Origin of the sequence: Demequina sp. TMPB413, assembly GCF_020447105.2 — a bacterium.
Lineage (GTDB): Bacteria > Actinomycetota > Actinomycetes > Actinomycetales > Demequinaceae > Demequina.
Window position 1 is genome coordinate 1,267,557 of the sequence record NZ_CP096184.1, and the last position, 25,346, is coordinate 1,292,902.

The 25,346-nt window shown below is 64.6% G+C and carries 28 protein-coding genes and 4 pseudogenes; 10 read left to right on the plus strand and 22 right to left on the minus strand.

The genetic code is table 11. The features are described from left to right. Positions 1–74: 74 nt before the first annotated feature. A complete protein-coding gene (locus tag LGT36_RS06125; RefSeq protein WP_226097203.1) occupies positions 75–1,007 on the minus strand; it encodes a mechanosensitive ion channel family protein in 933 nt (310 codons plus the stop codon). An 81-nt stretch (positions 1,008–1,088) separates the two neighbouring features. Between LGT36_RS06125 and LGT36_RS06130 the strand changes: the two genes are divergently transcribed. Continuing rightward, on the plus strand, positions 1,089–2,081 hold the full coding sequence (locus tag LGT36_RS06130; RefSeq protein WP_226097204.1) for a restriction endonuclease: 993 nt from the start codon (positions 1,089–1,091) through the stop codon (positions 2,079–2,081). Positions 2,082–2,235: 154 nt separating this feature from the next. Then, positions 2,236–3,132 carry an SDR family oxidoreductase gene (locus tag LGT36_RS06135; protein ID WP_226097205.1) on the plus strand — a complete coding sequence of 299 codons (897 nt, stop codon included), beginning with the start codon at positions 2,236–2,238 and terminating at the stop codon, positions 3,130–3,132. A 64-nt stretch (positions 3,133–3,196) separates the two neighbouring features. Here the strand turns inward: LGT36_RS06135 and LGT36_RS06140 are convergent, their stop codons facing one another. From LGT36_RS06140 to LGT36_RS06165, 6 genes are all read right to left on the minus strand, one after another. After that, complete coding sequence (locus LGT36_RS06140; RefSeq protein ID WP_226097206.1) at positions 3,197–5,737, minus strand: polynucleotide kinase-phosphatase; 2,541 nt, start codon at positions 5,735–5,737, stop codon at positions 3,197–3,199. Next, positions 5,734–7,173: a 3' terminal RNA ribose 2'-O-methyltransferase Hen1 gene (locus LGT36_RS06145; protein ID WP_226097207.1), complete on the minus strand. Its 1,440-nt coding sequence runs from the start codon at positions 7,171–7,173 to the stop codon at positions 5,734–5,736. Before LGT36_RS06145 ends, LGT36_RS06140 begins: the two co-directional genes overlap by 4 nt. Before the next feature lie 50 nt (positions 7,174–7,223). Next, positions 7,224–7,496 (minus strand): hypothetical protein, encoded by a 273-nt coding sequence (locus LGT36_RS06150; protein ID WP_226097208.1) that lies wholly within the window; start codon positions 7,494–7,496, stop codon positions 7,224–7,226. A gap of 85 nt (positions 7,497–7,581) precedes the next feature. Beyond that, positions 7,582–8,250 (minus strand): hypothetical protein, encoded by a 669-nt coding sequence (locus LGT36_RS06155; protein ID WP_226097209.1) that lies wholly within the window; start codon positions 8,248–8,250, stop codon positions 7,582–7,584. 17 nt (positions 8,251–8,267) lie between these two features. Next, entirely contained in the window at positions 8,268–8,837 is a 570-nt protein-coding gene (locus LGT36_RS06160; RefSeq protein ID WP_226097210.1) for a hypothetical protein, read from the minus strand. Positions 8,838–9,119: 282 nt separating this feature from the next. After that, positions 9,120–9,326, minus strand: coding sequence for a hypothetical protein (locus LGT36_RS06165; RefSeq protein ID WP_226264541.1), 207 nt, complete (start codon positions 9,324–9,326; stop codon positions 9,120–9,122). Positions 9,327–9,535: 209 nt separating this feature from the next. Between LGT36_RS06165 and LGT36_RS06170 the strand changes: the two genes are divergently transcribed. Continuing rightward, positions 9,536–9,769 (plus strand): hypothetical protein, encoded by a 234-nt coding sequence (locus LGT36_RS06170; protein WP_226095414.1) that lies wholly within the window; start codon positions 9,536–9,538, stop codon positions 9,767–9,769. 72 nt (positions 9,770–9,841) lie between these two features. Here the strand turns inward: LGT36_RS06170 and LGT36_RS06175 are convergent, their stop codons facing one another. From LGT36_RS06175 to LGT36_RS06205, 7 genes are all read right to left on the minus strand, one after another. Beyond that, the gene (locus LGT36_RS06175) at positions 9,842–10,189 is read right to left on the minus strand and encodes a HepT-like ribonuclease domain-containing protein (protein WP_226095413.1); all 348 of its coding nucleotides are present in this window, start codon (positions 10,187–10,189) and stop codon (positions 9,842–9,844) included. Continuing rightward, on the minus strand, positions 10,186–10,668 hold the full coding sequence (locus tag LGT36_RS06180) for a nucleotidyltransferase family protein (RefSeq protein ID WP_226095412.1): 483 nt from the start codon (positions 10,666–10,668) through the stop codon (positions 10,186–10,188). The genes LGT36_RS06175 and LGT36_RS06180 overlap by 4 nt, the downstream gene beginning before the upstream one ends. A 76-nt stretch (positions 10,669–10,744) precedes the next feature. Next, a complete protein-coding gene (locus LGT36_RS06185; protein WP_226095411.1) occupies positions 10,745–11,146 on the minus strand; it encodes a hypothetical protein in 402 nt (133 codons plus the stop codon). A 56-nt stretch (positions 11,147–11,202) separates the two neighbouring features. Beyond that, positions 11,203–11,715, minus strand: a complete 513-nt coding sequence (locus LGT36_RS06190; protein ID WP_226095410.1) for a hypothetical protein — start codon at positions 11,713–11,715, stop codon at positions 11,203–11,205. 107 nt (positions 11,716–11,822) lie between these two features. After that, the gene (locus LGT36_RS06195; RefSeq protein ID WP_226095409.1) at positions 11,823–12,143 is read right to left on the minus strand and encodes a helix-turn-helix domain-containing protein; all 321 of its coding nucleotides are present in this window, start codon (positions 12,141–12,143) and stop codon (positions 11,823–11,825) included. A gap of 66 nt (positions 12,144–12,209) precedes the next feature. Further along, complete coding sequence (locus tag LGT36_RS06200; protein ID WP_226095408.1) at positions 12,210–12,599, minus strand: hypothetical protein; 390 nt, start codon at positions 12,597–12,599, stop codon at positions 12,210–12,212. A gap of 63 nt (positions 12,600–12,662) precedes the next feature. Continuing rightward, positions 12,663–12,965, minus strand: coding sequence for a hypothetical protein (locus LGT36_RS06205; RefSeq protein ID WP_226095407.1), 303 nt, complete (start codon positions 12,963–12,965; stop codon positions 12,663–12,665). A gap of 109 nt (positions 12,966–13,074) precedes the next feature. Here LGT36_RS06205 and LGT36_RS06210 point away from each other — a divergent pair, with 109 nt between their 5' ends. The 3 genes and pseudogenes from LGT36_RS06210 (at position 13,075) to LGT36_RS06220 (ending at position 14,581) form a co-directional block, all read left to right on the plus strand. Then, complete coding sequence (locus LGT36_RS06210; RefSeq protein WP_226095406.1) at positions 13,075–14,016, plus strand: hypothetical protein; 942 nt, start codon at positions 13,075–13,077, stop codon at positions 14,014–14,016. A gap of 6 nt (positions 14,017–14,022) precedes the next feature. Beyond that, a pseudogene (locus LGT36_RS06215) lies at positions 14,023–14,189 on the plus strand (LuxR C-terminal-related transcriptional regulator); the annotation flags it as partial. A gap of 29 nt (positions 14,190–14,218) precedes the next feature. After that, positions 14,219–14,581 carry a hypothetical protein gene (locus LGT36_RS06220; protein ID WP_226095405.1) on the plus strand — a complete coding sequence of 121 codons (363 nt, stop codon included), beginning with the start codon at positions 14,219–14,221 and terminating at the stop codon, positions 14,579–14,581. Here the strand turns inward: LGT36_RS06220 and LGT36_RS06225 are convergent. Then, positions 14,560–14,988, minus strand: a complete 429-nt coding sequence (locus tag LGT36_RS06225; RefSeq protein WP_226095404.1) for a hypothetical protein — start codon at positions 14,986–14,988, stop codon at positions 14,560–14,562. The genes LGT36_RS06220 and LGT36_RS06225 overlap by 22 nt on opposite strands. A gap of 404 nt (positions 14,989–15,392) precedes the next feature. On the opposite strand from LGT36_RS06225, the gene LGT36_RS06230 reads away from it, so the two are divergent. Next, a complete protein-coding gene (locus LGT36_RS06230) occupies positions 15,393–15,575 on the plus strand; it encodes a DUF4190 domain-containing protein (protein WP_226095403.1) in 183 nt (60 codons plus the stop codon). A 198-nt stretch (positions 15,576–15,773) separates the two neighbouring features. Beyond that, positions 15,774–16,427 carry a hypothetical protein gene (locus LGT36_RS06235; RefSeq protein ID WP_226095402.1) on the plus strand — a complete coding sequence of 218 codons (654 nt, stop codon included), beginning with the start codon at positions 15,774–15,776 and terminating at the stop codon, positions 16,425–16,427. A gap of 48 nt (positions 16,428–16,475) precedes the next feature. On the opposite strand, the gene LGT36_RS06240 is transcribed toward LGT36_RS06235, so the two are convergent. The 3 genes from LGT36_RS06240 to LGT36_RS06250 form a co-directional block, all read right to left on the minus strand. Continuing rightward, complete coding sequence (locus LGT36_RS06240) at positions 16,476–16,736, minus strand: hypothetical protein (RefSeq protein ID WP_226095401.1); 261 nt, start codon at positions 16,734–16,736, stop codon at positions 16,476–16,478. Between the two features lie 189 nt (positions 16,737–16,925). Beyond that, complete coding sequence (locus tag LGT36_RS06245; RefSeq protein WP_226095400.1) at positions 16,926–18,236, minus strand: restriction endonuclease; 1,311 nt, start codon at positions 18,234–18,236, stop codon at positions 16,926–16,928. Between the two features lie 39 nt (positions 18,237–18,275). Further along, positions 18,276–19,531, minus strand: a protein-coding gene (locus LGT36_RS06250) for an IS3 family transposase (RefSeq protein WP_248642184.1) whose coding sequence is annotated in 2 segments (ribosomal slippage) — positions 18,276–19,261 and positions 19,261–19,531 — 1,257 coding nt in all. Because the reading frame shifts where the segments join, the coding sequence is not laid out codon by codon here. A 147-nt stretch (positions 19,532–19,678) separates the two neighbouring features. Between LGT36_RS06250 and LGT36_RS06255 the strand changes: the two are divergent. Beyond that, a pseudogene (locus tag LGT36_RS06255) lies at positions 19,679–20,850 on the plus strand (IS3 family transposase). Here LGT36_RS06255 and LGT36_RS06260 read toward each other — a convergent pair. From LGT36_RS06260 to LGT36_RS14210, 4 genes and pseudogenes are all read right to left on the minus strand, one after another. Then, positions 20,847–21,875, minus strand: a pseudogene (locus tag LGT36_RS06260) (IS256 family transposase); the annotation flags it as partial. The pseudogenes LGT36_RS06255 and LGT36_RS06260 sit on opposite strands and share 4 nt — an antisense overlap. A 333-nt stretch (positions 21,876–22,208) precedes the next feature. Continuing rightward, positions 22,209–22,802 (minus strand): hypothetical protein, encoded by a 594-nt coding sequence (locus tag LGT36_RS06265; RefSeq protein ID WP_226097557.1) that lies wholly within the window; start codon positions 22,800–22,802, stop codon positions 22,209–22,211. Next, positions 22,783–22,959 (minus strand): hypothetical protein, encoded by a 177-nt coding sequence (locus LGT36_RS06270; protein ID WP_226097603.1) that lies wholly within the window; start codon positions 22,957–22,959, stop codon positions 22,783–22,785. The genes LGT36_RS06265 and LGT36_RS06270 overlap by 20 nt, the downstream gene beginning before the upstream one ends. Before the next feature lie 45 nt (positions 22,960–23,004). Further along, a pseudogene (locus tag LGT36_RS14210) lies at positions 23,005–23,151 on the minus strand (DUF2510 domain-containing protein); the annotation flags it as partial. 219 nt (positions 23,152–23,370) lie between these two features. Here LGT36_RS14210 and LGT36_RS06275 point away from each other — a divergent pair. Then, positions 23,371–25,341, plus strand: coding sequence for a restriction endonuclease (locus tag LGT36_RS06275; protein WP_226097558.1), 1,971 nt, complete (start codon positions 23,371–23,373; stop codon positions 25,339–25,341). Positions 25,342–25,346 lie beyond the last annotated feature (5 nt).

Genomic DNA, 25,346 nt, shown 5'->3' on the forward strand with positions numbered 1-25,346 from the left:
GACGTCGCAACGCCGGCATGGGCGTGCGCTTCCATGGTCACTCAGACGCTTGGATCATGCAAAACGTGGGCCTGCTAGGACTGCGTGTCGGGCTCCTCAGGGTCGGCCAGCGCCTCAATGGGCTCCCACACGGTCGCGGCCTGTTGCACCACCTGCGTAGCGACCACCTCGACCCCCGCGGCCTCGAGCCGCCGGTGGATGCGTCGCGTGATCTGATCCTTCACCGTGCGGGCACTGCGCACCGGCACCACAAAGCGCACAGCCAGGCGCATGTAGGTCTCGTCGGCGGCGGCGAACACGCGGGGCTCCACCTCGGTATCCGGTACAGGGAAGCGCTGGCGCACGGTCGCCATGGCCTCGCGGGCGCCCTCCGCCGTCGCCTGCCGCCTCGCCTCCTCTTCCAACACGAGCGAGGCGCCCCGCCAATCCTCGTGATGCGGAATGGCCACCTCGATCTCTTCCCAGATGTATTCGAAGAAGCTGCTGTAGTTGTAGACGGGTTCGGTGAACGTGGCCTTGTTGGACACCGTTACCACGCGCCCGGTGTACTGCCTGCCGCCCACCCAAGTGGTCTCGGCGTCGTCGCCTATCTCCATCAGCCTCGTCTTCAGCAGCGAGATGTCGATGACGTCGCCTTGGACGCCGCCCATCTGCACCCTGTCGCCCACCCGGAAGATCGACCCGAAGGTGATGTTGAACCACCCAGCGATCGCGCCAATCGCCTCCTGCATGGCGAAGGCGAGACCCGCGGTCGCCAGGCCCAGCGTCGGCGCGAGGCTGCCGCCCAGCGGCTGCCAAATCACGATGAGCCCAAACACCGCAACAAACCAGATGATCGCGCGCACGATGCGCCGCACGTTGAAGCGCTGATCCGTGTCGCCGAAGACGCGCGTGGCCACGCGGTTGACGATGAGCGACACCACCACCAGGCCGACGAACAGGATCGCCGTGCGCGCCGCCCCTCCCACGCTCGAGTCCCATTCGAAGTCCGCCACGAGCGTCATCATCTCTCCAGGTTACGTGGCCTCCGCTGTGGTCGCCCTCGTGCCGCCCTGGCTTTGCGGGACGCGTGCGCTACGTTCTGTCACATGGACGAGTACGCGTACGGCAGCACCCGCGACGCCGCTGCCAGGGCTTTGGGACAGGAAGCTGCTCGCTCGTTCGCGAGCAACCCCGTCGAGGGCGCCACGATGGAATCCTTCGTACTTGGCGACGTGACGGCCGACGTGATTCGCCTCACGCGCGAGTTTCAACAGACGCAGCAGAGCAAGATCAAGGCGTGGCGCAGACGGCATTTCTTGGCGCCCATCGGCCTCGCCGTGGCCGGCCTGGTCATCGCCATCACGACCACGCCGCGCCAAGGCACCGATGACTCTTCACTGGTTCCGGGCCTCGGCGCCGTGGGCATGCTCGCCGGTGTCATTTGGTTCATTGTGATCGCGGTGCGCGCGAGTTCTCGATTTGCCGACGCTCAGCGTGCTCGGGAGGTCGAGACGGGGCGGCTCTTGGAGATTGCACGCCACGCCGCCGCGGAGACGTACGCAGATGCGGGCACTACCCCCGTGGCAAAGGCCGACGCGGACACGGAGGATCACGCCGACGCGCCGACCGCCCCGAGCGCCCCGAGCGCGGACGCAGCCTCCCCCACCGCCGCTGCCCGCGCTCCACTGGCCACCGCCAGCCACTTCACGGGCGCCCCCGCGCCGGCCGGCCAACCCTTCGGCGTCACGCAAGGCGGCGCGGGTCAGCTCGTGGCGGCCTGGATGCGCCACCTGGGCGAGGCCGACGCTGCGGCCGCTCCTCACTCGCCCGGTGCGGTGGTCGGTGCCATGGGCGCACGGCATGTGGCGCGAGTCGTCAACGATGACGGCACTGTCGATGCGGAAGCCGTGCGTGAACTGGCGGCGCTTGCGGCGGCCGACGGGCGCGGAGGCTTGTTCTTCACCGCGGGTTCGTACGACGCGGAGGCGCTTGAGGTCGCTGAGCAATCGCGGGTGGCCCTCTTCACGTACGACGCGGTGGCTGGCACTCTTCAGGGCGCAAACCCGCTCGGCGAGACGGCGATGACGGACGGGCTGTAGCGAAGCCCGTCTCCCAGGCGTTGCACGTCTTTCCTCGGCGCGCCCATCGCCGATTGGATATCGTTATCGCACCGGGCCAACGGAGGCCTCCCCCGCGCGTCGTCTGTGTCGAGCGCGACGGCCTCTTCTGACCACCTCACTCAAGGAGAAGCGCATGTCCCCCGACCAGCTCACCTTTGACAACCCCGTCGAGCGCCACTCGCACATCGTGCCCCACGCCTCCTGGCAGCCAGTGCCAGGGTTGGACGCAAAGCTCGATCCCAAGGCAGACCACGGCGAAACCTCCTACCGCGGCACCGGCAGGCTCATCGGCCGCAAGGCACTCATCACGGGCGGCGACTCCGGCATCGGCGCTGCCGTGGCCATCGCGTTTGCGCGCGAAGGTGCCGACGTGGCCATCAACTACTTGCCGGAGGAGCAGGTGGACGCCGACGCCATTGCGGAGGTGGTCCGCGCTGAGGGTCGGCAGATCGTTCTCCTACCAGGTGATATTCGCGACAGGGAGTTCTGCCGCACCCTGGTGGCCGACGCGGTGGAGGGGCTCGGAGGGCTCGACATCCTGATCAACAACGCCGCTCACCAGGTGTATCACCAGTCCTTCGACGACCTGGACGAGGATGACCTGGAGCGCACCATCAAGACCAACTTGTACGCGATGAACTGGATCACCAAGGACGCTCTCCCCCACCTGGGCCCTGGCTCCACGATCATCAACAGCACCTCGGTGCAGGGCTACAACCCGTCGCCGATGATCATCAACTACGCGTCCACCAAGTTCGCCATCAACGGCTTCACGAAGGCGCTGGCTCAAGACTTGGCACCGCGCGGTATTCGCGTGAACGCGGTCGCGCCCGGCCCGGTGTGGACTCCCCTGCAGGTGTCCGACGGTCAGCCGGAGGAGAAGCTCAACGGCTTTGGCGACAGTTCGTGGCTGGGCCGCACCAGCCAACCGGTGGAGCAGGCGCCCGCGTACGTGTTCCTCGCCTCACCTGAGTCGAGCTTTGTGGTGGGCGAGGTCATCAACGTCAACGGCGGGGCCAACGTGCCGTAACAGTCGCCTCGCCGACGGTGGGGATGGGTGCGCGGAATTGCGCGCTTGGGGGCGGTGCGCTGCGTCAAAGCCGAGGGTCCATCGGTTCGCTCTCCAAGGCGAGCACGGCGAAGGCGCACTCGTGGACGCGCCACAACGGCTCCCCCGCGGCTGCGCGACGCAGGCCCTCGATACCCAGCGCGTACTCGCGCGAGGCAAGGGAGCGCTTGCGCCCCACCGTTCGCCTCTTGAGCGTCGCGAGATGGTCCGCTTCGAGGTAGTCGGGACCGTAAATGATGCGCAAGTACTCGGGCCCGCGCACCTTGAGTCCCGGCTGCGTCGGCTGGGCTCGTGACGTGTCAAGGTTGAGCGCGGGCTTGACCACCATGCCCTCTCCCCCGGCGCCTGTCAGTTCTTCCCACCACGCCGTCGCCGCCGCGCACTCCTCCTCGGAGTCGAGCGAGGCGTAGGTGCGGCGCGTGGTGCGGAAGAGCTCTCCGTTCGCGGCCACCAGACGGTCCGCGACGTCCATGTGCCAGGCGTGTTCCCGTTCCCCGAAGGTTCTGCCCTCGGAAGCGAGCACCTGGAACACGGCCAACTGCGCGCCGTCCAGGCCGTCGACCGGCCAGCAGTAGCGACGGTAGGCGTCCACGAAGCGCTGGGCGTTAGCGTCGCGCGAGGCGAACCGCTCCCGCAGCGCGGCCACGTCCACTCCCCGCGCCGATGCCGCATCCAAGGCGTTGAGCGCGACGGGCATCGATGCGCGCGCTGCGGCGCCCACCTGGGCGTACTGGGCGCGCAACAGCCCTTGCGCCTTGGCGCTCCAGGGCAATAGCTCCGCGTCGAGAGCAAGCCAGTCCGTGCCGAGCTCGTCAAAGAGCCCTGCGCGCTCCACGGCGGTCGTGATGCGCCGCACAAGCTCAGCGCCCAGCTCCCCCGCGAAGAACTCGCGGCCCGTGCGCGTATAGACCACTCCCGTGCGCTCACCCCGCTCATCAAAGCGACGCCTCGCGGCCTCCAGGTCGCGCGCGATCACCACGACCGCGCGGGAACCCATGTGCTTCTCTTCGCACACCACTCGCTCGACCTTGTGCTTGCGGAACGCGGCAAAGGCTTCCGCCGGGTGTTCCAAGACCCCGTCGACGGCCGACGCTTCCACCGGCGCCATCGTGGGCGGCAGGTACATGAGCCACGAGGGGGCGACGGCGAACCTGCTCATGACTTCGAGGGCAGGCGCGGCGTTTTCCGGGCGTACCGAGACCCGGCCTGCGAGCGCGGTGTCGACGCCGGAGGTACCCAGCACGTCGTCGATGTCCAGCAAGCCTGGCTCGCGCTCGTCGACCGGCTCCACCAAGGGGCGGGCGGGCTCGTAGTACATCCGCTCGGCGGGGACGGACACGACCTCGCGTTCGGGATAGCGCAGGGCGGTGAGCGACCCGCCGAACACACAACCGGTGTCCAGGCACATCGTGTTGTTGATCCATTCGGCGGTGGGCACCGGCGTGTGGCCGTAGAGCACCATCGCCTTGCCGCGGTACTCGTTGGCCCACGGGTAGCGCACGGGAAGCCCGTACTCGTCGGTCTCGCCCGTGGTGTCGCCGTAGAGGCAGAACGCCCTCACCCGTCCCGATGCCCGACCGTGGTACTTCTCAATCAGGCCCGCGTGCGAGACCACCAGGCGCCCGCCGTCCAGCACGTAGTGAGAGATGAGCCCGTCCATCCACTCGCGCACTTCGGCCACGAACTCCTCTGGCTGCTGCGCGAGCTGGTCGAGCGAGCCCTGCAGCCCGTGAGAGACAGTCACGTCCTTGCGCGACAGCGCGCGCACCAGCTTGGCCTCGTGGTTGCCGGAGACCACCAAAGCGTGGCCCGCGCGCACCATCCCCATGGCGAGCCGGAGCACCCCAGGCGTGTCTGGCCCGCGGTCCACGAGGTCGCCCACCAGGATGGCACGCCTTCCGTCGGGGTGCGCCGCATCGATCGCGCGGCCCTCGCCGTCCCTGCTGATGGCGTAACCGAGCGTCTCCAGCAGCGTCTCGAGCTCTGCGCGGCAGCCGTGCACGTCGCCGATCACGTCAAACGGACCCGACTCGTGGCGCAAGTCGTTGTAGAGCTTGGTGCGCACCACCTCGACGTCGTCGATCTCGCCAGCCGTGAGGGTGTGCGTAACCCTGATGCCCTCGCGGCCCAGCCCCTTGAGGTGTCGGCGCATCGTCGCCGCCTGACGCTTGATGACCTCGGCGCCAAAGTCGCGGTCTTCGCGCACTTGGTTGCGTTCCACGCAGGTCTTTTCTGGCACGTCGAAGATGATCGCGACTGGTAGCACGTCGTGCTCGCGCGCGACTGCCACGAGGGACTGGCGCGCTGCCGGTTGGATGTTGGTGGCGTCGATCACGGCGATCTTGCCTCGCGCCAGGCGCTTGCCCGCGAGGTAGTGCACCACGTCGAAAGCATCGGCGGTGGCGCTCTGGTCGTTCTCATCGTCGCTCACCAGGCCGCGGGCGGTGTCCGAACTGATCACCTCGGTGCCCAAGAAGTGGCGCGTGGCGAACGTGGACTTGCCCGAGCCGGAAATGCCGATCAGCAACACAAGCGCGAGCTCCGGGATCTCGATGCGGCGCGTCATGCTGCCACCCCATCCTGAGCGTCGTCCGCTGAATCGACCCTGCTAAAGACCGCCATCTGCGTGGGTGAACCCAGTACAGCGTCGGCGTCGCCGATGCCGCTGATACTGACGCGGTAACCATAGTTTTGCCACACCGACGTGGCCCACGTGGTGAACTCGTCTCGCGTGAACTCCCACCGGTGGTCGGGGTGCCGCAGCACGCCCTCGGCCATCCCGTCGTAGCGGACGTTGAACTCGCGATTGGGGGTGCTCACGATCACGTGATGCGGCCGCGCGTGTCCAAAGATCGCGGACTCGAGCGCGGGCAGCCTGTCGATGTCGAGGTGCTCGATGACCTCCATCAGCACCACCGCGTCCAGGCCTTCGAGTCGCTTGTCCCGGTAGGTCGCACTCGACTGGATCAACGCGAGGCGCTGGGCTTGACGTTCGCTCATGCCGTCAACGTGGAGCCTGCGGGCCCCACGCGCGAGCGCGGTTGCGGACACGTCGGTGCCGATGACGCGGTTGAAGGACGGGTCGGCAAGCAGTGGGCGCAGCAGCGCACCGTCGCCACAGCCGACGTCGGCCACGCTGCGTACTCCCAGGGCTTTGAGTTCGGCCACGATCGCGTCCCTGCGGGTCCACGCGAGCCGCGCCCGGGGCTGCGGCAGTTCCTCTGCGGGAGTGGATTCCGGGGGCAGAGCGTCGGGGTCCTCCCCTCCCGACTCCACGAGCCGGTCGAGTGCTTGGTTAACGAGCCCCTTCTGGTGGGCCAAATACCGCCGCGCGATGGCGTCGCGCAACGGGTGCTCGCCCAGCCAACCCTCGCCGTGTCGCACCAACTTGTCGATCTCGTCGTCGCCTACCCAGTAGTGCTTGGCGTCGTCAAGCACGGGCAGCAGCACGTAGAGCTGGCGCAGAGCGTCGGCGAGGCGAAGGGTGCCACTCAGCGTGAGGTCCAGGTAGCGCGAATCGCCCCACTCGGGGAACTCGGGGTCGAGTTGCACGGCGTGCGCCGCGACGTCCCAGCCGAGCGGCTCAAACAGTTCGCGCGCGAACTCACTGCTACCCCGGCATGGGAGCGCGGGGATGCGAATCTCGAGCGGGATGGCGGAGTCCGCGAGCGCCTGGTTGGACTTCAGGGTGCCGGCGGCGGCGGTGGAGAACACCCGCTTCATGGCCGACGCGAGCAGGGACGACGCCGCATAGGGGCGGTCGTTGACGTACTGGCCGAGCGTGAACTCGTCCATGGTGGTGCGGCCCGAGTTGCGGGCGAGTTCCAGCGCGTCGACCTCCAGCAGGAGCACCACGGTGCAACGTTCGTCGGTGGCCTCTGGGTAGAACACGTGGGCCGTGCCTACGGAGAGGTCAAAGGACTGCGCTCGCTCGGGGTGCTTGTGCAGCAGGAAGCCCAGGTCCGTGGCCGGCGTGTGCGTGGTGGTGATGGTGAGGATCACGTTGCGAGCCTAGCTGGGGCGTCGGGAAGGGTTGGAGGCGCGGCCCGCGTTCAGCCGCCCCAGCAGTCGCCGCTTGAGAGAGACACGAGGCCACCTCGACGCAGCACGATCGACCTGATCAACAGCCCCGCCTGGACAGCAATCAGCAGACCCGCCTCGGACCAGTACTGCCTGATATCCGAAGAGGTGATCCCTGACTCTCCCCAGCCGCTATTCGCGAAAGCGGACACAAGGAGGAGGTGGAGGGCAAAGAAGAGACTGAGCAGCGCCGCCCCCAATGTGAGCCAATCGAAGTGCCCTTTGCGGCTGATGGGTTCGCTCATCACGACCGCACGATCGACATCGTTCCGGTGTACGCCATTATCGGAACACCTGCCTTGCTCGGCCAGGCAAGCTCATCCGAGACAGTTACGGCCTCGACAGTTGCCGCAACTCCTCAAGACTGATGCGCGTCACCGTTCCTGAAGCGCCCGTTGCAGACGAGACCGCCTCATCACCGCGCAAGACCAACACACCTTGGTCTGGATTCAGCGCCGTGTAGTGCCCCTCAGGCCACCTGTCCAGCAACAGCACCAGTTGATCTACACGTCGCTCCTTGACAATATCGCCGAGAAGCGGCGCGCCGACCTCAACAACCATCACTCCGTTGTCGGGGCCGCCCAGTTGCTGCACTTCGAGCGTCTGCCCCACCTCAACCTTGCCAGAGAACACCTCCGTGACAACCACCTGAGAGACAACCACCGGAACGCCCATGGCCGTCAGGTCAATGTCGTCTTGGTCGATCCCGGCCTGCGGGTTGCGCGCAGGGTCTTTGATGGAAGTATCGACGTCAGGGTAGAGCGTGTCGAACCAGGAATCCACGTACTCGACGGCCACTACCGCCTCGGCGGCGTCGAGAGCCTTCGCGGACGTCTCATAGGTTGGGTAGTCCGCGTTTACATATGCGACGGGCAGGGCGGAAGCCGTGCCGCCCAGCGGAATCCGCGGAACGACAATTGCTGCCACAAGCAAGATCAAGACGACCAGCGCCACGAAGGTGAGTGGGTGCCGACCTATCATCCGCAGGCGAGTCTTCATCGCACATCCTCTCTGTGTCAGTCGAAGCACGCGATCGTGTACGCCTTGTCGTAGGACGTGGGCGATACCACGGTGTCGCGGTTGCGGCTGTAGTTCATGAGCGAGCCGTTGGGGTTCGACGTCAGCGGGTTGTCCTTCAACATGCGCGCGTGGCCGAACTCGTGAGTTGTGGTCCCCTTTGCCCACGTGGCCAGTTGCGCGGTCGACGAGGTGTTCTCGTCAAGCACTCGTGCATTCACCTGGATGCGATATCGGTTGCTGTACCGCGTGTAGTACCCGTACCACGACGAACTGTAGCGGCCCGCGGTGACGTAGGGCTTTGTCGAAGTGGGCAGTGTTGTGAGCTGTATGTTTGCGCCGACGCCAGCGTTGTTCCACCGCGAACGAGCGGTGTCGAAGTAGCCGGACCAGGTTGAGTTCACACCTTCGTAGTAGACAACGTGGGACTCGTGGGGCCAACCATAGGCATAGCAAGAGTAGGTCACTGCTTTCGCTTGGACGTTACCCGTGAATGCCAGGACCAGTGCGACCGCAACCGTCAGGTACGCCAGCGTCCACCGAGCTCCCGTGTTCGATCTGGTGCTCATCCCGCTTCACTTCCCCTCTTTGCCCGATGAAGGACGTGTACTCACGGGGTGAGGAGCGTGTTCTCAGCCCGTGAGACGCCTCGAATCCTATGACCATGTGCGTGACGTCGAAAGCCCCCAATCGGGTGGCCCCAGAAGTGGTCTCGCACGGAAGGAATGTCGGCCGGGACGAAGAGCGGGACGTAGACTGGAGCCTCTCGGTGCGATCCTGCCAGTCGAGATCCTCCAGCTCGCCGTCGAGAGCGGCGTCTCGGGTGACGCGGAGGCGCGCACGCCGCCGCGTCACCACGAGCCCCAGCCACCGGTGGCGCCAAAGCCATTCACCGGCGTCGGCGCTTCGCGCTTGGGGGTGCGGCTCGCCTCGGAGACGTCGCCGACAGCGTCGGCCGTCTTGCGAGGCACACCGCGTTTGGGGGGTCCCGCGCCGGGGGCGTAGAAGCCCTCGTCGGAGCCCCTGGCCAGTAAGGCCTTGAGGTTGAGCGTGAACATGATCCTTTTCTTTCTGTGATCCGGGACAGGGGTTCCTGGCCCGGGGTGGGATGTGGGTGGTGCATGGAAGGTGAGCGAGCAGGCGGGGGCGGACGCCCTTGGAGGGCGCGCGAAGCCGCGAAACGGTCGGCGACAGGGGTCGCCGACGCAGTTTCGGCTCGCTTTGAGGCCTTGGCTCCTGGACGGGGCCGGGAGCGAAGGAATGCCGCGTGGCGGGCGTGTCGCCCTACCTCGAGGCAGGCTGGGTGGCGCGGCTAGGAGCGCGCGGTCGGCTGGCCCTCAGGCCCGCCGAGGCAGTCACCGCGGACGGACGTGAGGTGCTCCGACGCAATGGCTGTGAAGCCGCGCCGCAAGGTCATCTGATCTACCAAGGTGCACCCCTTTCTGTCGTCTCGTCGGTGGCCGATGCTGTGCCCATCGGTGGGCACAAGCGACGACGTTAGGGCTGGCACCAGGGGCGGCGCAAGGGTCTTTGCCAAACCGTGATGTGCGGGGCGTTGGCTGGCTCACGCGTGTCAGCGATGCCCAGGTGCCGTTTCGGAACCGTTCACAATCCTGGAAAGCCCGGCCCCAAAGTCGTCAAGGTCTCGTTCCACGGTCGCCGCGATGACGTCGCGGCTGACGAAGGCGTACCCGTGCGTGATGCGGTTCCGAGTCGACCACATCGCGGGCCACTTTGCGCCAAACACCCGAAGCCTGGCCGTCTCGCCGATACGCGATGCATCTTCGATAGCAGCCGCGAGTCGCATGCAGATCGCATCGAACTGGAGGGTCTCCTCGGCGCCCGCGGAGGCCGCGTGACTCTTCAGAACTGCCAAGTGCTCGAGCGCCGCCAGAGCGTAACTTGCGTCGTCCTTACTCACAGAGCAACTGCTTCGGCGAGAATCTGGTCACGCGAGTGGGGTCGCAGGCCGTCGTCGGGGACGAGGTCGATCCTCTCCCCCAGCAACGCGGCGAGTTCCCCCTCCAGGACCCCGATGTCGAACAGCGAGGCATCGCGAGGAAAAGTCACAAGGAGGTCGATGTCGGACCCGGGCCCGTCCTCGCCGCGAGCGACCGAACCGAACACGCGCACGTTGCGGAAGCCGTGCTGTTCGGCGAGATCGATCACCTCGCGCCGATGCTTGGCGAGTGCCCTCCCCCGCTCGCTCGTGGGGAAGAAGCGCAACAGACGAGCGACCTCGGGCTGGCTGCGATTCACCGCGCGGGCGATCTCGCGCTGGCTCATGCCCGCAGCCGCGCCTCGCCTGACAGCACCCACGAGCTTGGCGCGCGCCTCGATGCGCAACCGCTCGGCCGCAAGCGCGTCCGCGAACATCTGCTCCGCAAGCGATTCAGACATGGCCACCTCCACTGATAGGTCATGCTATCAGCGACGTCCGACATGCGGCTGCGTCTCCTAGAACGCGAGCACTCGCCTACCCTCCGAGGCAGTCCCCCGAACCGCTGTAACACACCGGTCGATGCTGCTCGGGAGCCTCACGGTCGGCTGGCGCAGCGGACTCGTGGAACGGCGAGATCAGCACAGACGTCATCACGATCGCCGCGAGCAACGCAAACGATCCGATCACTCCCACTGGCGCGGACCGGAACTTCCACGCCACCGCGAGCAAGCCCAGTTGGATGCCCCACAGCACTACTGCGGCCGTCCAGAAGTGTCTCTGCTCCGAGCCCGTCATCTCGGGAGGCCCTTCGTCCCAAGGCCCCCGAATCGTGGGCATCACCATCATCGATGTCGCGATCACCGACGCAATCACGCCGCCGATCACCAGCAGTGTGGCGCGGAGTCCACCAAGCCGTTTTCGCTCCCCCTCGTTCATGCTCCTCATCCTGCCCCATGCGTCGGATGGGTGCGGAATACGCGTCGATTGGCAACTCAGCCGATCCCCGAGTGACCCAACACTTCCGTCACCGCGACGTACAGCGCTCTGCTTTGCTTCTCGATGTCGGCGAGGCTGTAGGACTCCCCTAGCCACGCCACCGCATCGGGGGAGGTCCGGAGTGACTCGATATCGCTGCGATTGATCAACTTGCCGGTGACTGGGTCCGTGTTGCGCCGCGAGTCATTTGCGAGCGCGTAGTTGTCGTAATGCATCAACACATCGCGAAGATTCTTCAGCCTGGGGAAGGCCGTGTCGTAGGTGGCGAGAGCCTCAACGATGCGCTCATCGTTGCTGCTGAGCGTGGCGCACATTCCAGCGGCCATGCGGAGTCGCCATAGAGCAACTACCAGGTATTGGGCGTCGGCCTCGCGCTGGGCATTCACGAACGCATCGTGCATGTCGAATATCCGGAGTCGTTTGAGTTGAACGTCGACACCGTAGGCGGTGTCGAACGCGAACCGGGCGCAACTGCGGCGTTGCGCCTCAACCAACTGCTTATCCGCCACGGAAACACTGTGGCGCACCGGGGCACAGTCCGCAACGGCCCGTGCATGGCGTGCAACCCGGTTGCTGTTCCACTCAGCACCTGTTCCACATCGCGCGGAACAGCGGCCTAAACGGAACGGTTGCCCACAGCCACCAGCTCCAGCCGCGAGCCTGTCGCCGCCGCGATGCGCGCCAGCGTGGCCACCGTCGGATTGGCGTGGCCGCGCTCGATGCGGCTGACCTCGGCCTGCTGGACGGATGCGGCCTGCGCGAGTTGCACCTGCGTGAGTCCGGAGGCCTTGCGGGCTCGCGCGACGGCGGCGCCGACGGCCCGGCGCGCGGCCACCTCGGCGGCGAACTCGCGCGAGACAGCCTCGTGGACGCGGCGAGCATCCTCGCTCCAGCCCTGCCGCAACTCGGCAGAGAGCGACTCGTACGAGCGGGTCATGTCAACCTCCTTGAGAACTCAGTATGTGCTTTGTGACATACTCCGTCAAGGCCCCTGCTTTCGGTTCTATTCAGCGAGCACGCGGCGCGCAGCGGCAATCTCGCGTTGTTGACGGCTCCCCGACGAGTCCTTGTCCTTGTCGTACCAGCCCAGCAGGAGCACCACCCGCCCTCTCTCAAAGGCACAGAACACGCGCAGGAGTACCGGCCGCTTCCCGCCTCGCGCCTGCGCCACGCCACGGGCCTGCAGAATCGCGTCGAGGCTCTTGCGAATGCGGAACTCGTACAGCCCGCGGCCAAGAGCCTTGCCCCATTCCGACTCGCAGATGGCGGGGCCTTCGACGGCGAGCACTTTGGTGATGGCCGCATCAAGGACTACTTGCTCGTACTCGCGGAGGGAACGTGCGAAGCGCGCGAAGTCGCCGCTCGCCGCCTCGACCTGCCAAGGGGCCTCCATCCTGCCGATGCTTGCACAAGCCGACGTGGTGGTCGGCGTTCTCCACAATTTGGCGCTTCGCGATCAGTCCTCCACCGTGTCATACCTGGCAATCTGACGGATTCGGCCGACGATGGGCGCGTTGAATTCCTCAAGCTCCTCCGCAGGTACCCACAGTTCGAGCACGTCTCGGCCACCCACCCGCTGCACAGGGAAGCGCTCCAGGTACGCAGCATCCACGTCGAACTCCATCACGTACCCCACCCCCGCGTGCGGCACGTTCCACTCACGCGCGATCTTGGTGGCGTACCACTCATTCGGCACGGGGTAGAAGATCGGCTGCTCCGGCAGACGCGGCGGCCACGCACGCCAGCCTGACTCCTCCACGAATGCCAACTCCGCAGGCCTCGTGGGAGGTACAAACGGACGACGCTCGGGTCGGATTCGGTGGTCGTGGCACGAGGGTAGCGGGCACGCAACGCCCTAGCATGTCGCTATGGCGCAGCTCATTTTCGACCTTGCGGGCCACATCGAGGGAGTCGATCCGGATGCCACGCTCCTCGCGCGGTCGTTGGGTGCCGACTCCGTGGTCACGACGCTTTGGGCTCAACCTCGGGATGTGGCGGCAGACACCTCCACCACCGCGCATCCAGACGAGGCCATCTTCCCCACAACGTCGACGACAGAACCCCTGAGAGTCACCGCCCACGTCTGGACACCGAGGGCCCAAGAAGTCAGCATCCTCGGCGCCTGCTTCGCGACGTTTCCCCAGGTCGCTCGATTCGCCGATACGGGCGAGATCCTTGTGGTGGGGTCGCGATGCACGTTCACCGAAGGGGTCGCTGAGCAGAACGCCTACCTCTACGCGCCGGACGGCTCGCTCGTCCGACGCGGCGTTATCGGCGATGGGATTGAACATATCCAGATCGACGACGACGGCAATGTGTGGGTCGGGTACTTTGACGAGGGAGTGTTCGGCAACCTCGGTTGGGGCCTCCGCAACGTTCCGATCGGAGCTCCTGGAATCGTCTGCTTTGACCGCGACTTCGAGGTCACGTGGGCCATGACCGAGTCCACCGACTATGCCATCGCCGACTGCTACGCGCTCACCACGGACGGCTCCGATGTGTACGCCTGCACCTATACCGACTTCCCGATCCTCAGAATTCGCGAAGGCTTGGTCACCGCCTTTCGCGGCCTGGGCTCGTCGACCGACGCAATCCTCGTTCGAGATGGCAAGGTCGCCGTACTCGGGACTGACGTGCAGCACGCGCGGAGTCCCTACGTGGTCAACCTCAACAACGGCGCGCGGGAGCCTCTGAACCTGCGAATCGGCGACAACCCCATCGCAAGGCTTCCTGGTGTTGCCAACCGTGGCGACACCGCATTGTTACTCCAGGATCGCGACGTGCTCCTTGCGCGGCTCCAGGCACGGTAGCGGGCCGACGTGCTGCGCGCCGCGCGAGACGAGTCGCCGGTCGCGGTGATCGCGCCAGACTCGTGCTATCCGAGGGCACCGTGCGCAATCACTTGCCATCCGCGATCGGCAAGACCGGCGCCGCCAACCGCGAGGGGGCTGTCGTGGTCGCCCCGAACAACGGGTGGTTGTAGGACGGGCAGTAAGGCGACAAGATGAACGCATGAGACGTGCGGTTGTCGCGGCGGCAGCGCTGGTGGCACTCACCACGGGCTGCAGTACCGATGGAGCCAACGGAACGGTCAACCTTGATGTCGCGACGTGGGTGAATACCGATGAGAGCGGCATGTTCAGTTCAGCCTTACTCGAGGGCACCTTCGTCATCGAGAAGAACTGCCTGGTCTTTGAGTCCGATGGCGAGCGGTTCATTCCCGTATTCCCCCGTACCCCGGTGGATATCCGGGCCTTTGCCAGGGACGATGACTACGGCCTAGGCGGCATGGGAGGACTCCCCTCCGCGGCCGAGTACGACGTTCCGGCCTCGTGCAAGCAACTCGGATACGACTACTGGCTCGTCGGCCCGTAGGTAGCGCAGCTGTTTGCTGACGGAGGGTCGACGGACGCGCATGCCTCGGCAGCGAACGAGGCCCTGAACTCAGCGGTGCCCACGCGGGTTGTGGACGGCTCCTCGAGCTCCTCCGCAGGAACCCACAGTTCGAGCACGTCTCGACCGCCCACCTGCTGCACGGCAAAGCGCTCCAGGTACGCGGCATCCACGTCGAACTCCATCACGCACCCCACCCCCGCGTGCGGCACGTTCCACTCACGCGCGATCTTGGTGGCGTACCACTCATTCAGCACCGGGTAGAAGATCGGCTGCTCCGGCAGACGCGGCGGCCACGCCAGCCAGCCCGACGCTTGCACCAGGTCGCATTCCGCCGAGCCCGTGGGGCGGTAGAGACGGACGACGCTCGGGTCGGGTTCGACGGTCATGGAACGAGGCTAGCGGGAGCCGTGCGCATGGACCGAGAAAGACGACTGATCGTCCCGGATAGTCGGGGCGAACTAGCAGCGTGGTACTTTGCGGTGGAAGCAGAGCCTTCCTGCGGATCGAGGGCGAACTCTTGCGGAGAAGCGGGACTCAGCCCCGGGAAGCGAGACGGAGGGGGATCACGAAGATGCCACGAGACTCAGATGCCGAAGGCGTCGATAGTCCACTAAGCGCCGAACGCCCCCTCCGGTGGGAGGTGAGCGAACCGGGTTTTCCAGACCACAGGCGATCCGACGATCCGTTCGAGATCTTGATGCCGCGACGAGTCTCAGGAGCATCAGCGCGAACCCAGACGGCCCAGAGTCCCGACCTCGCGACCCACTTGGCACGCACCGAGAAGAACTGGATGGCAGTTGTTGCTCTGGTGTGCTCGCTGCTCGTCGCCGCCCCGTTGGGTATCTTGTTCGGACACCTTGCACTGAATGCCTCATCCCGCGGCCAGGCGCAGAATGATGGGGTCGCCCTCGCGGCACTCGCGATCGGCTACCTCACTCTAGTGTTCGGCGTCGCCTGGGTTCTCTTCTCCTAGTGAGTCGGCGCGTTGGCCCTCTGAGTACTCTCCGCGGCCAACTTCGTGGCGATCTTGGGTGCAAGCGACGCTCGCAGACGGTGGGCACGGCACCGGAAGTCAAGATGGCGGACCACCCAACGCCTACGACGACAGTCAGTACATGCGCGAGACGGCCCGCGAAACTCCGCAGGAGACGGCTGATGGAAGAATGCCGCTGTGACACTGCCTCCGGAAGTTGCCAACCGCTCGAGACGAAGACTTCGCAAGTTTCTTGCCCGCTCTGGGTCGGAACTCGGCCAGCCAATCGTCGCCCTCCGGCATGAGGACGGAGATATTCCATTAGCCGAGCTCACGTGGACCGCTACTGACGGCGACAACTGGAAGCTCACCGGGATCGAGTCGATGGTCCTGGACAAGCGCATGGTGGACTCCACTATCGTCGAATGCCGAGTATTCTTCGCGGAGAGAGAGGACTGCTACCTGCCCGGCGTCGTCGACGCGTTGCGAACACTGCTCACAGACGAACAGCGGGGGGCTCGCCAACCGCTGAAGGACCTAGTCGCGTCCGTCGTGACCGGAGGTCGTATCGGTGCGTCGGGGCCCATCTTCCACGCGGGTCGCCTGGAGATGGACAATGGGTTCGGCCCAGGCAAGTTACTCGGAAGCGACGTCATCGCGATGGACTACATCTACGGCGTCGCACTCCACGAAGATGACGACAGGCTTGCGCGTGTCAAGAACGTCGGCATGGAGACCGCGCTCCAGGCAGTTGTGTACCACTTCAACGACCTGCTCCATGCAGTGACCTACGTGAGAGAACAACTCGTCCACGATCTCGCGCAGGGCTACCTTGCGATCGAGGCGGAGTGATTGGCGATCCAGCGGCTCGTCCCGCGATTGCTCGCTGAACGCCTCGCCTTAGGTCAACGCTTCGACCCAGTCGTTCATGTCAGTACGCGCGACGTCGCCCTGGTAGACCGCATCCAGACCCGTGGCATTGCGCTGCGTCAGGAGGCGCGTGTTGTCGTCCTTCAGGTTCTGGCCGGAGACGCCGTCGACGAAACTCGGCGGAGTCCAATTCCGGCCTGCCTCATGCGCCAAGTGCGCCGCTCGATTGACGACGTCGCCCATGTAGATCACGTCATTGATCCAGCTACGACTGTAGCCAGCCTTGATCATAAGGACACGACCGTATTCAACGCCACTACCGACTCAGACGCTTGACCCCCATTGAGTACGAGGCCATCGTGAACACACCAATGGCGCTCGCGGCCCAAACCCGAACTGACCAGTTCATGCATCAGCCCCCCACTCGTCACAACGTCGGGTAGCGCGCCAGACCCGTAGTGGTTCGGCACGGGTCTTTGACTAACAGCGTGCCTGGCCCTCGCCCCTGACCGCCTCCAGATGCTGGGTCCCAGCGACATTCAGACCGACTACTTGGCCCGTTTCGACGTTGTACTGCACGACGGCCACCGGAGCCACGTCGGCGAACTCCGAGCCCGCAGCGGTGAGGGTTCCAGAGGTCCACAACACCGCGGCCTTCCCGTCCACCGCAGCAACCGCGAAGATCTCTCGGACTTCCTCCACGGGTACGAAATGGGCGTAGTGCTTCACTGACACCAAGAAGTCATCGCACACCACGTCTACGCCACCGTCATCGGTTTGCTGGGTCGCCTCGGCCTCAACTGCCCCAAGATGCCGCAGGAAGTCCCGTACCCAGAGTTCCGCGCCTCGGGGAGATACCCCATACGCGTGTACGCCGGGATGTGGAAAGCCCACCTCCGCTCGCAACTGTCGTCTCTCGGCAGCCTCTTGTGCTTCGGCTTCAGCAATCTCCTGGTTCGCGTCGTCCACGAGGGTGTTGGCAGCTTCCACGATCGGGTCGATCAGGATCGCTATCGCCGCAGCAGCACGATGAGTTGCGTGAGCCTGGACCGTCGCCCGCCTTTCTATCTCGACCGCGCGCTCTGCTAGCCCATCCGGCAGCGGTGCACCCAGAGCCTTCGCTGCAAGGTACTTGGGCTGAGTGACTGTTGCGCTCTGTCGCAGGCGCTCACCGCACGCGGCAGCGAGGTCAATGCTCCACAACGGTCGGAATTGGGAGAGACGAACGTCGAATGCGGTATTGGAGTGCAAGAGGACAGAGAGGGAGTGAGTCAAGTCGTCGATGGACCGCAATATTCTTTCAGGCAGTTCTGTCGGGAAACCCGACGGCGCGAGCGGCACCCCTAGCCGACCGATGTCCGCATAGAGGCACTTGAGTTCGTCTTCTGTTGTTGCCGCTGCCCCGCCATCGCTGACACGGTCGACGAATCTGCGTACCGCCAACGAGGGCTGGAACCACCTATCGTCAGCAGCGTCGGTCGTGTCGGCGACGTCGGCTGTCGCCTCGCGGATGCGTGCCTGGACGAGATGCGTGTCAAGCTGCTCCGTGCTTGCTCCTTGACCAAAGACGGCCCGATTGCCCTCAACAGCGCGGTCGTACTCCGCAATCAGTGATTCGATCTCGGACGCGTCTTGGTCGACGAGTAGCGTCGCGACTTCGTCGAGAAAAACCTGTCTGTGAGCAACGAGTGCCCCGGGCATGACCGGGTCGTAGTCGTACCAGCAAGACCCGACAAGAGATCCCTCTTGAGCAAACAGCGACTCAAGCTCGTCCAACGTCAACAATCCCATGGCGCGCCTTTCTGAACCGTCTCCGGTTTCTTGCCGCTTCTATGCGGGTGCCAGCACCGGTGGTGTTGGCGTGGTGATGTCAGCGTAGTAGGCGGCCTCGAACTCGTCTGGCGGGGTGTCTCCGAGGCGGGAGTGCAGGCGGTGTTGGTTGTACCAATCGACCCAGGCCATCGTGACCCACTCGACGTCCTCGAGACGCTTCAGTGGGCCATCCCGAAACGGCGAGTCGTCACGGATTGCTTCGTTCTTGAACAGCCCGATGGTGGACTCCGCCAGGGCATTGTCATACGCGTCCCCGATAGAACCGATCGATGCTGCGACGCCCTCGAGCGCGAGGGTTTCGGCGAACGCCACGGAGGTGAACTGGCTGCCTGCGTCCGAATGGTGCACGAGGCCGTCGCCGACGGGGTGGTCGGCATGGTTGCGTCGCCATAGTCCCATCCGTAGCGCGGTCGTTACCAGCGGCGTGGTCTTCGTCATTGATGCGTGCCAGCCGACGATGGCGCGCGAGTAGCAGTCGATGACGAACGACACGTAGGCGAAGCCGGCCCAGGTCCTGACATAGGTGAAGTCCGCGACCCACCGCCGGTTTGGTGCAGGGGCGGTGAAGTCACGATCCAGCAGATCCGGAGCACGGGTGGCGTTCTTGTCGGGCACGGTGGTGCGGATCCCACGACCGCGGGTCCGACCGTTCATGCCCAGTTCACGCATCAGCCTGTCGACTTGCCGGGCGCCGACGTCGAGCCCGTTGCGACGCAGATGCGAGACCATCTTGCGCCGCCCATACATCCCCTCCGGAGTCCCCGTGAGTTCGAGCAGCATGTCGATCACGACCGCGTCGCCGCGATCACGCAGCGACGCGTCACGGCTTTTCATGGCCCGATATGTTCGTGCGGCAACCTGTACGCCCTGCTCACGCAGGACGGCACAGATCGACCCGACCGCACGACCCTTGGCCCGCTGCTCATCGATGAACGCGACAATCAACGGCGTCGGGGGTCGAGTTCCCCGGCGAAGAAAACCGCAGCGTCCTTGAGAATCGCGTTGGCCTCACGGAGTTCACGGTTCTCTCGCTGGAGCGCACGAATGCGTTCCGACTCGCTTGAGCTGACACCGTGACGCTCGCCGGCATCGACCTGCGCTTGGCGCACCCAACGACGCAACGACTCAGCACCGAAGCCGAGCCGACCAGCGACGCTCTGACATGCGACGGTGAGATTCGGATACTCATCGAGGTGGTCAAGGACCAACCGCACAGCACGCTGCTTGGTGTCCTCTGGGATCCTCTTGGGCATGGTGTCTATCTTCCTTCCAGACTCGAAAGGAAGCGGCATCAAACCGGGGACGGTTCATTCTCTCTGGTGAAGCATAGGGGGCTGGTGCAGTGATTGGTGACAACTGACTTCTGGGATCCGGGCGGGTCCTGGTGGAAGGATGTTGTCATGTCTAGAGCTTTTCCTGAGGAGTTTCGCCGTGACGTGGTCGCGGTCGCGCGGCGCCGTGAGGCGCCGCAGAAACAGATCGCCGAGGACTTCGGGATCTCTCATGCGACGTTGTCGAACTGGTTGCGTCAAGCCGATGTCGAAGACGGTGAGAAGCCAGGGGTGACCCGTGAGCAGGCGCAAGAGGTGCGGGAGCTGCGTCGGCGGAACCGGCTTCTCGAGCAAGAGAATGAGGTGTTGCGTCGTGCGGCAGCGTACTTGTCGCAGGCCAACCTCAGGCTCGGTGGCCACCCAAAATGATCTACCCGCTCGTCCGCGAGTTGGCCGTGGACGGCGTGCCCGTCACGGTGACGTGCCGGGTGCTCAAGATCGCACGTCAACCGTACTACCGGTGGCTCAGTGACCCGGTGACAGCGCTGGAGTGGGTGCAGGCGCATCGGATGAATGCGCTCGTTGATGCTCACCGCGAGGACCCTGAGTTTGGTTACCGGTTCCTTGGCGACGAGGCCGAGGTCGCGGGGTGGCCGATGGCGCGCAGAACCGCGTGGTCACTGTCCGCTCAGGCGGGCCTGGTGTCGGCCACACAGCGACGCAAACGGGGCAAGGCCACCAAGGCCGGCCCGCCCGTGTTCGACGACTTCGTGAGGCGCATCTTCAGGGCCGACCGCCCGAACCAGGTGTGGCTCACGGACATCACGGAACACCAAACGGGTGAAGGCAAGCTCTACCTTTGCGCGGTCAAAGACCTGTATTCCAACCGCATCGTGGGCTACTCGATCGGTGACCGCATGCCAGCCCAGTTGGCCGTGAGCGCCCTGAACAACGCCGTCGCTTCCCGCGGCGACGTCACCGGATGCGTCCTGCATGCCGACCGTGGATCCCAATTCAGGTCCCGGAAGATGGGCCACGCACTGAACCGTCACCACATGGTCGGATCCATGGGTCGCGTCGGCGCTGCCGGGGATAACGCCGCAATGGAATCGTTCTTCAGCCTGCTCCAAAAGAACGTGCTGAACAGGCAACGGTGGGACACCCGCCAAGAGCTCCGCATCGCGATCGTGACCTGGATCGAACGGACCTACCACCGGCGCCGCCGCCAAGACCGGCTCGGACGCTTGACCCCCATCGAGTACGAGACCATCATGAACACACCACTGGCCCTCGCGGCCTAAACCGAACTGTCACCAGTTCCTGCACCAGCCCCTAGTGACAACAACCGGGCCAATCTGTGCGATTTTGGCCACACCTCCTCGGGGTTGATGCCGTGGACTGGGGTGAGCCTGCAGCGGGCGAGGACTTCGAGTCCGAGGCAGCGTTTGGTCTCTGCCCATTCGTCTGATTGCTCGGCGAGGACTGCTCCGACGAGACGGATGATGGCATCCCTGTTGGGGAAGATCCCGAAGGCGTCGGTGCAACGTCGGATCACTTTCTTCAGTCGCTCAGCGGGTTGTGGACCAAATCTGGGACCAGACGTCCTTGGCGAGTCCGGCGAAGGCAAGGAGGTCGTCGCAGGCGGTCTCGAGGTGCTCGGCGACGGCGGGCAGCCGTTCGGCCACATCGTCCAGGAGGCGGTCGAACTGGGCGCGCACTGACGGCCCGTCGGGTTGGTCGTAGACGGAGTGGAGCATAGAGCCTTGACGGCTGGCCACATCGCTCTCGGTGTAATGGACATCAGGTTCGCTGCGTAGTGGGTGCGGCAGCGTTGCCAGGCAGCTCCTGGCAGGTTCGCTGCGATCGCCTCGACCAGACCGGCGTCAGCGTCGCTGGTGACGAGGCGAACACCGGGCAGGCCGCGGGCCACCAGGTCCGCTAGAAACATGTTCCGGGCACTCTTGGTTTCACTGGAGGCGACCTGGAGGCCGGTCACTTCGCGATGCCCATCACCGTTCACGCCCGTCGCGACGAGCACGACAGCGTTGATGACGACGCGTCTTGCTTCGCGGACGTTCATCGCCAGCGCGTCGGCGGCGACGAGCGTGAACTGACCAGCCTCGCCGAGCGGTCGGTGACGGGACGCGGCGACGTGCTCAGCAAGCTCTTCAGCCATGCGGGACACCTGGGACTTCGCTAGGCGGTCGATCCCGAGGGTCTTGACCAACTCCTCCGTGCGATCGGTCGACACCCCGGCGAGGTAACAATCCGCAACCACGGTGATCAACACAGACTCGGCCCGTTCGCGTCGCTCTAGGAGCCACTGCGAGGCGGCCCTGCAATGAGCCACAGTCCTGGGGCTAGGCAAGCTTCTGATCAAGCCATCGCGGCGATCGGGTCGGCGCTGACCCGACGCTTGAACGGGCACGCCACAGATAAGACACCCCGCGGTCGCGGACGTCAGGGGCACTTTGAGCCACGCTCAAGGGTCGGGACCAGCATCCTCCCGACGGCCGACCACTGGCCTGCCGATCACCACACTTGCAGGGGCATAACTGCCCGGAAGGCGGTGTCGAGTGCCAGACAGATTATGCGACGCTTTGACAGTTGAGGTCGGCGAGATCGTTCGGGTTGCCTCATCCGAGGGGTGTCGCTCGGTTCAGTAGCAGTTGGCCTCAGTAAGGGAGAAAGAGTCGCCTGACGCGGTCACCATCTCAAATACGCCAGCAGCGGTACCTCCCGGCGCGAGCCCCGCGAAGGAGTCGTTGGTCCATCCGACTTGGGTGCTGCCCGACATGATTGCTGCTTCGAGGTAGATGCCGCTCGGGCAGCCATCTGCGGCGACCACAGAAAAGCCAGCGCAATCCCAGTTGCCACACGAGTATTCGCTCGACTCAAGCCAGCGAAAGTAGACATTGTTTCCAACGTTTTCGAAGCCCTCGTCGGCGAAGTATGAGTCCTGCCAGGCCTGTGCTTCGCGTTCTACCTCTCTCTTCCGTTCCTCACGAGCGCGAGCATCTGCTGCCTCACGCTCGGCTTTGACACGGTCGTCGTAACCCGCCTGCGCCCCGTCTCGCGCTTCTTGTGCCTGCGCTAGGCCCTCTTTCGCGGAAGCGTAGGAAGCCTCTGAGTCGCCCGAGTAGACGAAGGCCCACGCAGCGAACGCTCCCGCCCCAAGCGCCAACAAGACGGCCGAGCCGATCACCATAGACGCCCGGGCCGCTGACCAACGCTTAGCTGGCATCGAGCTCATCGGTTTCCTCCTGGAGGGTGCCGGTCTGGTTGTTGACCACCGTCGTCCTGTCCTGGAACTTCTGGGCAACCGAGAGATTCCATATCCCCAAGCCGGATGTGGCCGCAGCGACAGCGACGGCGATTCCAGCGATCCACAACACAAGGGATCTGCGCATTCCCGGTGGCCTACTTGGAGTTGGTTTCAGAGATGTCGCAGCTGTCTTCTCAGTCCACTCGGAGCCGCCCCAATACCGGAGCGCAGCCCCGGTCCGGTTCTGCGGGTCCGCGTACCATCCGGCAGGCAGAGGAGTCGGCGGGGCTTCTGGAAGCCCGTCGTTGGCCTCGGTGCTATCGCTCTGCTCGTTCATCGTCTTCTCAACCTATCGGGCACGGGTGACAATGGCCGACGCGGGACTCGACCCCCGACGCGGACAGCGCGGCCGAATCACGCTCCGGGCAGCGCTGCGGCAGTAGCGTCAATGATCGGACTTCTTCGCTTGGCACTCGTCAGCGGAAGCCCCCCGCTTTTCCCGGACGGGGTTTGTGTTGATCATGTCGCGTCAGCGGCGCCTGCTAAGAATAGGCTCATGAAAACAAAGGGAACCGAGAGCCCCTTCACAGATGTGTTGGCGCAAGCCCGGCACCTGCTCGCATTCGCGGTCGTCGAGTCTTTGGCCGAGGGCCTTCGCAAGGGATTTCACGACCCGGTGACGCTGAAGGAAGTGTTTCCAAGTGGTCCAATCGCGATCAGCGCCTCCGACGCTGATCTGGTACTACTCGCCGACTTGTGCCAGGCGGACCTAGGGCAGATCAAGCGTCGGCTAGAGGCCTGCATGGAAGATACTCCTGAGAACCAAGTGGCCCTACCAAGCGCCTTCGAGAACGAGGTTGCTAACCGCGCCATGCGGATCGTGCGTGGGACGTCAACGGTGACCTCGGCGACACGGGGTCTGGCATCCAAGTTCGACCAGTCGCCAGTCGTCGTCAAGACATTGCTCGAGCGCAAGGTCGCGGCAGTTGGTCTCTCTGTACTCGCTGCGCGCGTGCGCGCTCACGCCCAAGATAGCCAAGTTTTGTATTGGTCGACGGTCGACGAGAGCCGCGAAACCGTCCAAGATTTGGCTTCCGAGTTCGCCGCTGTCGCGGAGGAATACAAGAAGGCGCTGACTCGTGTGGAGCCCCTCGTTGACGCCCTGAACAACAGTCGTGCCCGCAAGTACTTCACTGACTCAAGTGCGCTGGGAGCCATCCTCTGGGGCGTGAACGTTCAGGAGGTGATCGACTCCGGCGCATCGCGTCTCGCATCCGCCGCTGACTCGCTTTCCGATGTGACTCAAGGGTCTTCCGGAAATGCCATTCCGTCGATCCGCCGCAAGCACTTGATCAGCGACTCAGCTCGGATGGTTCGTTTCCTGATGGCGCAAGACGAGATCTATCGCGGTGCTGGCGTACGAGTCCGATCCTGCAAGAAGGCTCTTGATACTGCAAGAGGCGACATCCGGGACCTTCATGAACTCTGCGATCAGTTTGCAGCGGCGCTCAACGCGATCGCGCACCTAGATGAGGCCCACGCGCGGTTTGCGATGGCTCAGATGACGAGGAGCCCCACAACCGGCAGTCCCGCACCAGTCGCGTCTTTGGACACACCGTTCCGACTCGATCGCGTTGAGAACGAAACTGAGACCGCCGTAGTCAAGGTGGCAATCACCATTCCGTCGATCGAGGAAGTGAGGAGCGCGGCCGCAGGTGTAAGTTCCGACGCATCCGTCAAGGCCCCCAGCGTTCAAGCCCTCAACTCCGCCTATGCCTCAGGCATCGCATCACTGGCCGTAGTAGCTCTCGCGCAGCTCGCGGAACACCATGCCGATAGTGAGATAGTGCTGAATCTATGGGTGGACAGCGTTGATCCCAAGAATGGCCACGACCATCGTGTGTGTCTACTGAGCGTCGTCGTTGAAAGCAAGGAAGTCTCGACATGGCGCCTCGAACGCCTCGATGCGATCTCCTGCATCAGAGCGATTGGCGCCACAGTTTCAAGGGCCCCCGGCGAGAAGCGTCCCGTCAAGCCACTGGTGGACTTCGACAAGACTGACAAGAGATTCATCGACGGGCACCGCTTGATTGAATCCCTGGACAGCCGCACGAACCTCTTGGAACTCAATCCCACCGAGTTCGAGCAACTCATCGAAAACCTCTTCGGCTCCATGGGACTCGACACCCACCTCACTCGCGCATCCCGTGATGGCGGCGTCGACTGCGTTGCATACGACCACCGCCCAGTGCTCGGCGGCAAGATCGTGATCCAGGCCAAGCGCTACGCAAAAATCGTCGGAGTCTCCGCCGTCCGCGACCTATATGGCGCGACCCACAATGAAGGCGCAACCAAGGGGATACTGGTCACGACGTCGCACTACGGCAAGGGCTCGTATGAGTTCGCATCGGGCAAACCGCTGGAGTTGATCGACGGATCACAACTGCTCTACCTACTCCGAGAGCACCTCCACCTAGACGCCCGAATCCAGGTCCCGGAGTCGTGGATTGAGCCCGGGGAACAGTAGTGACC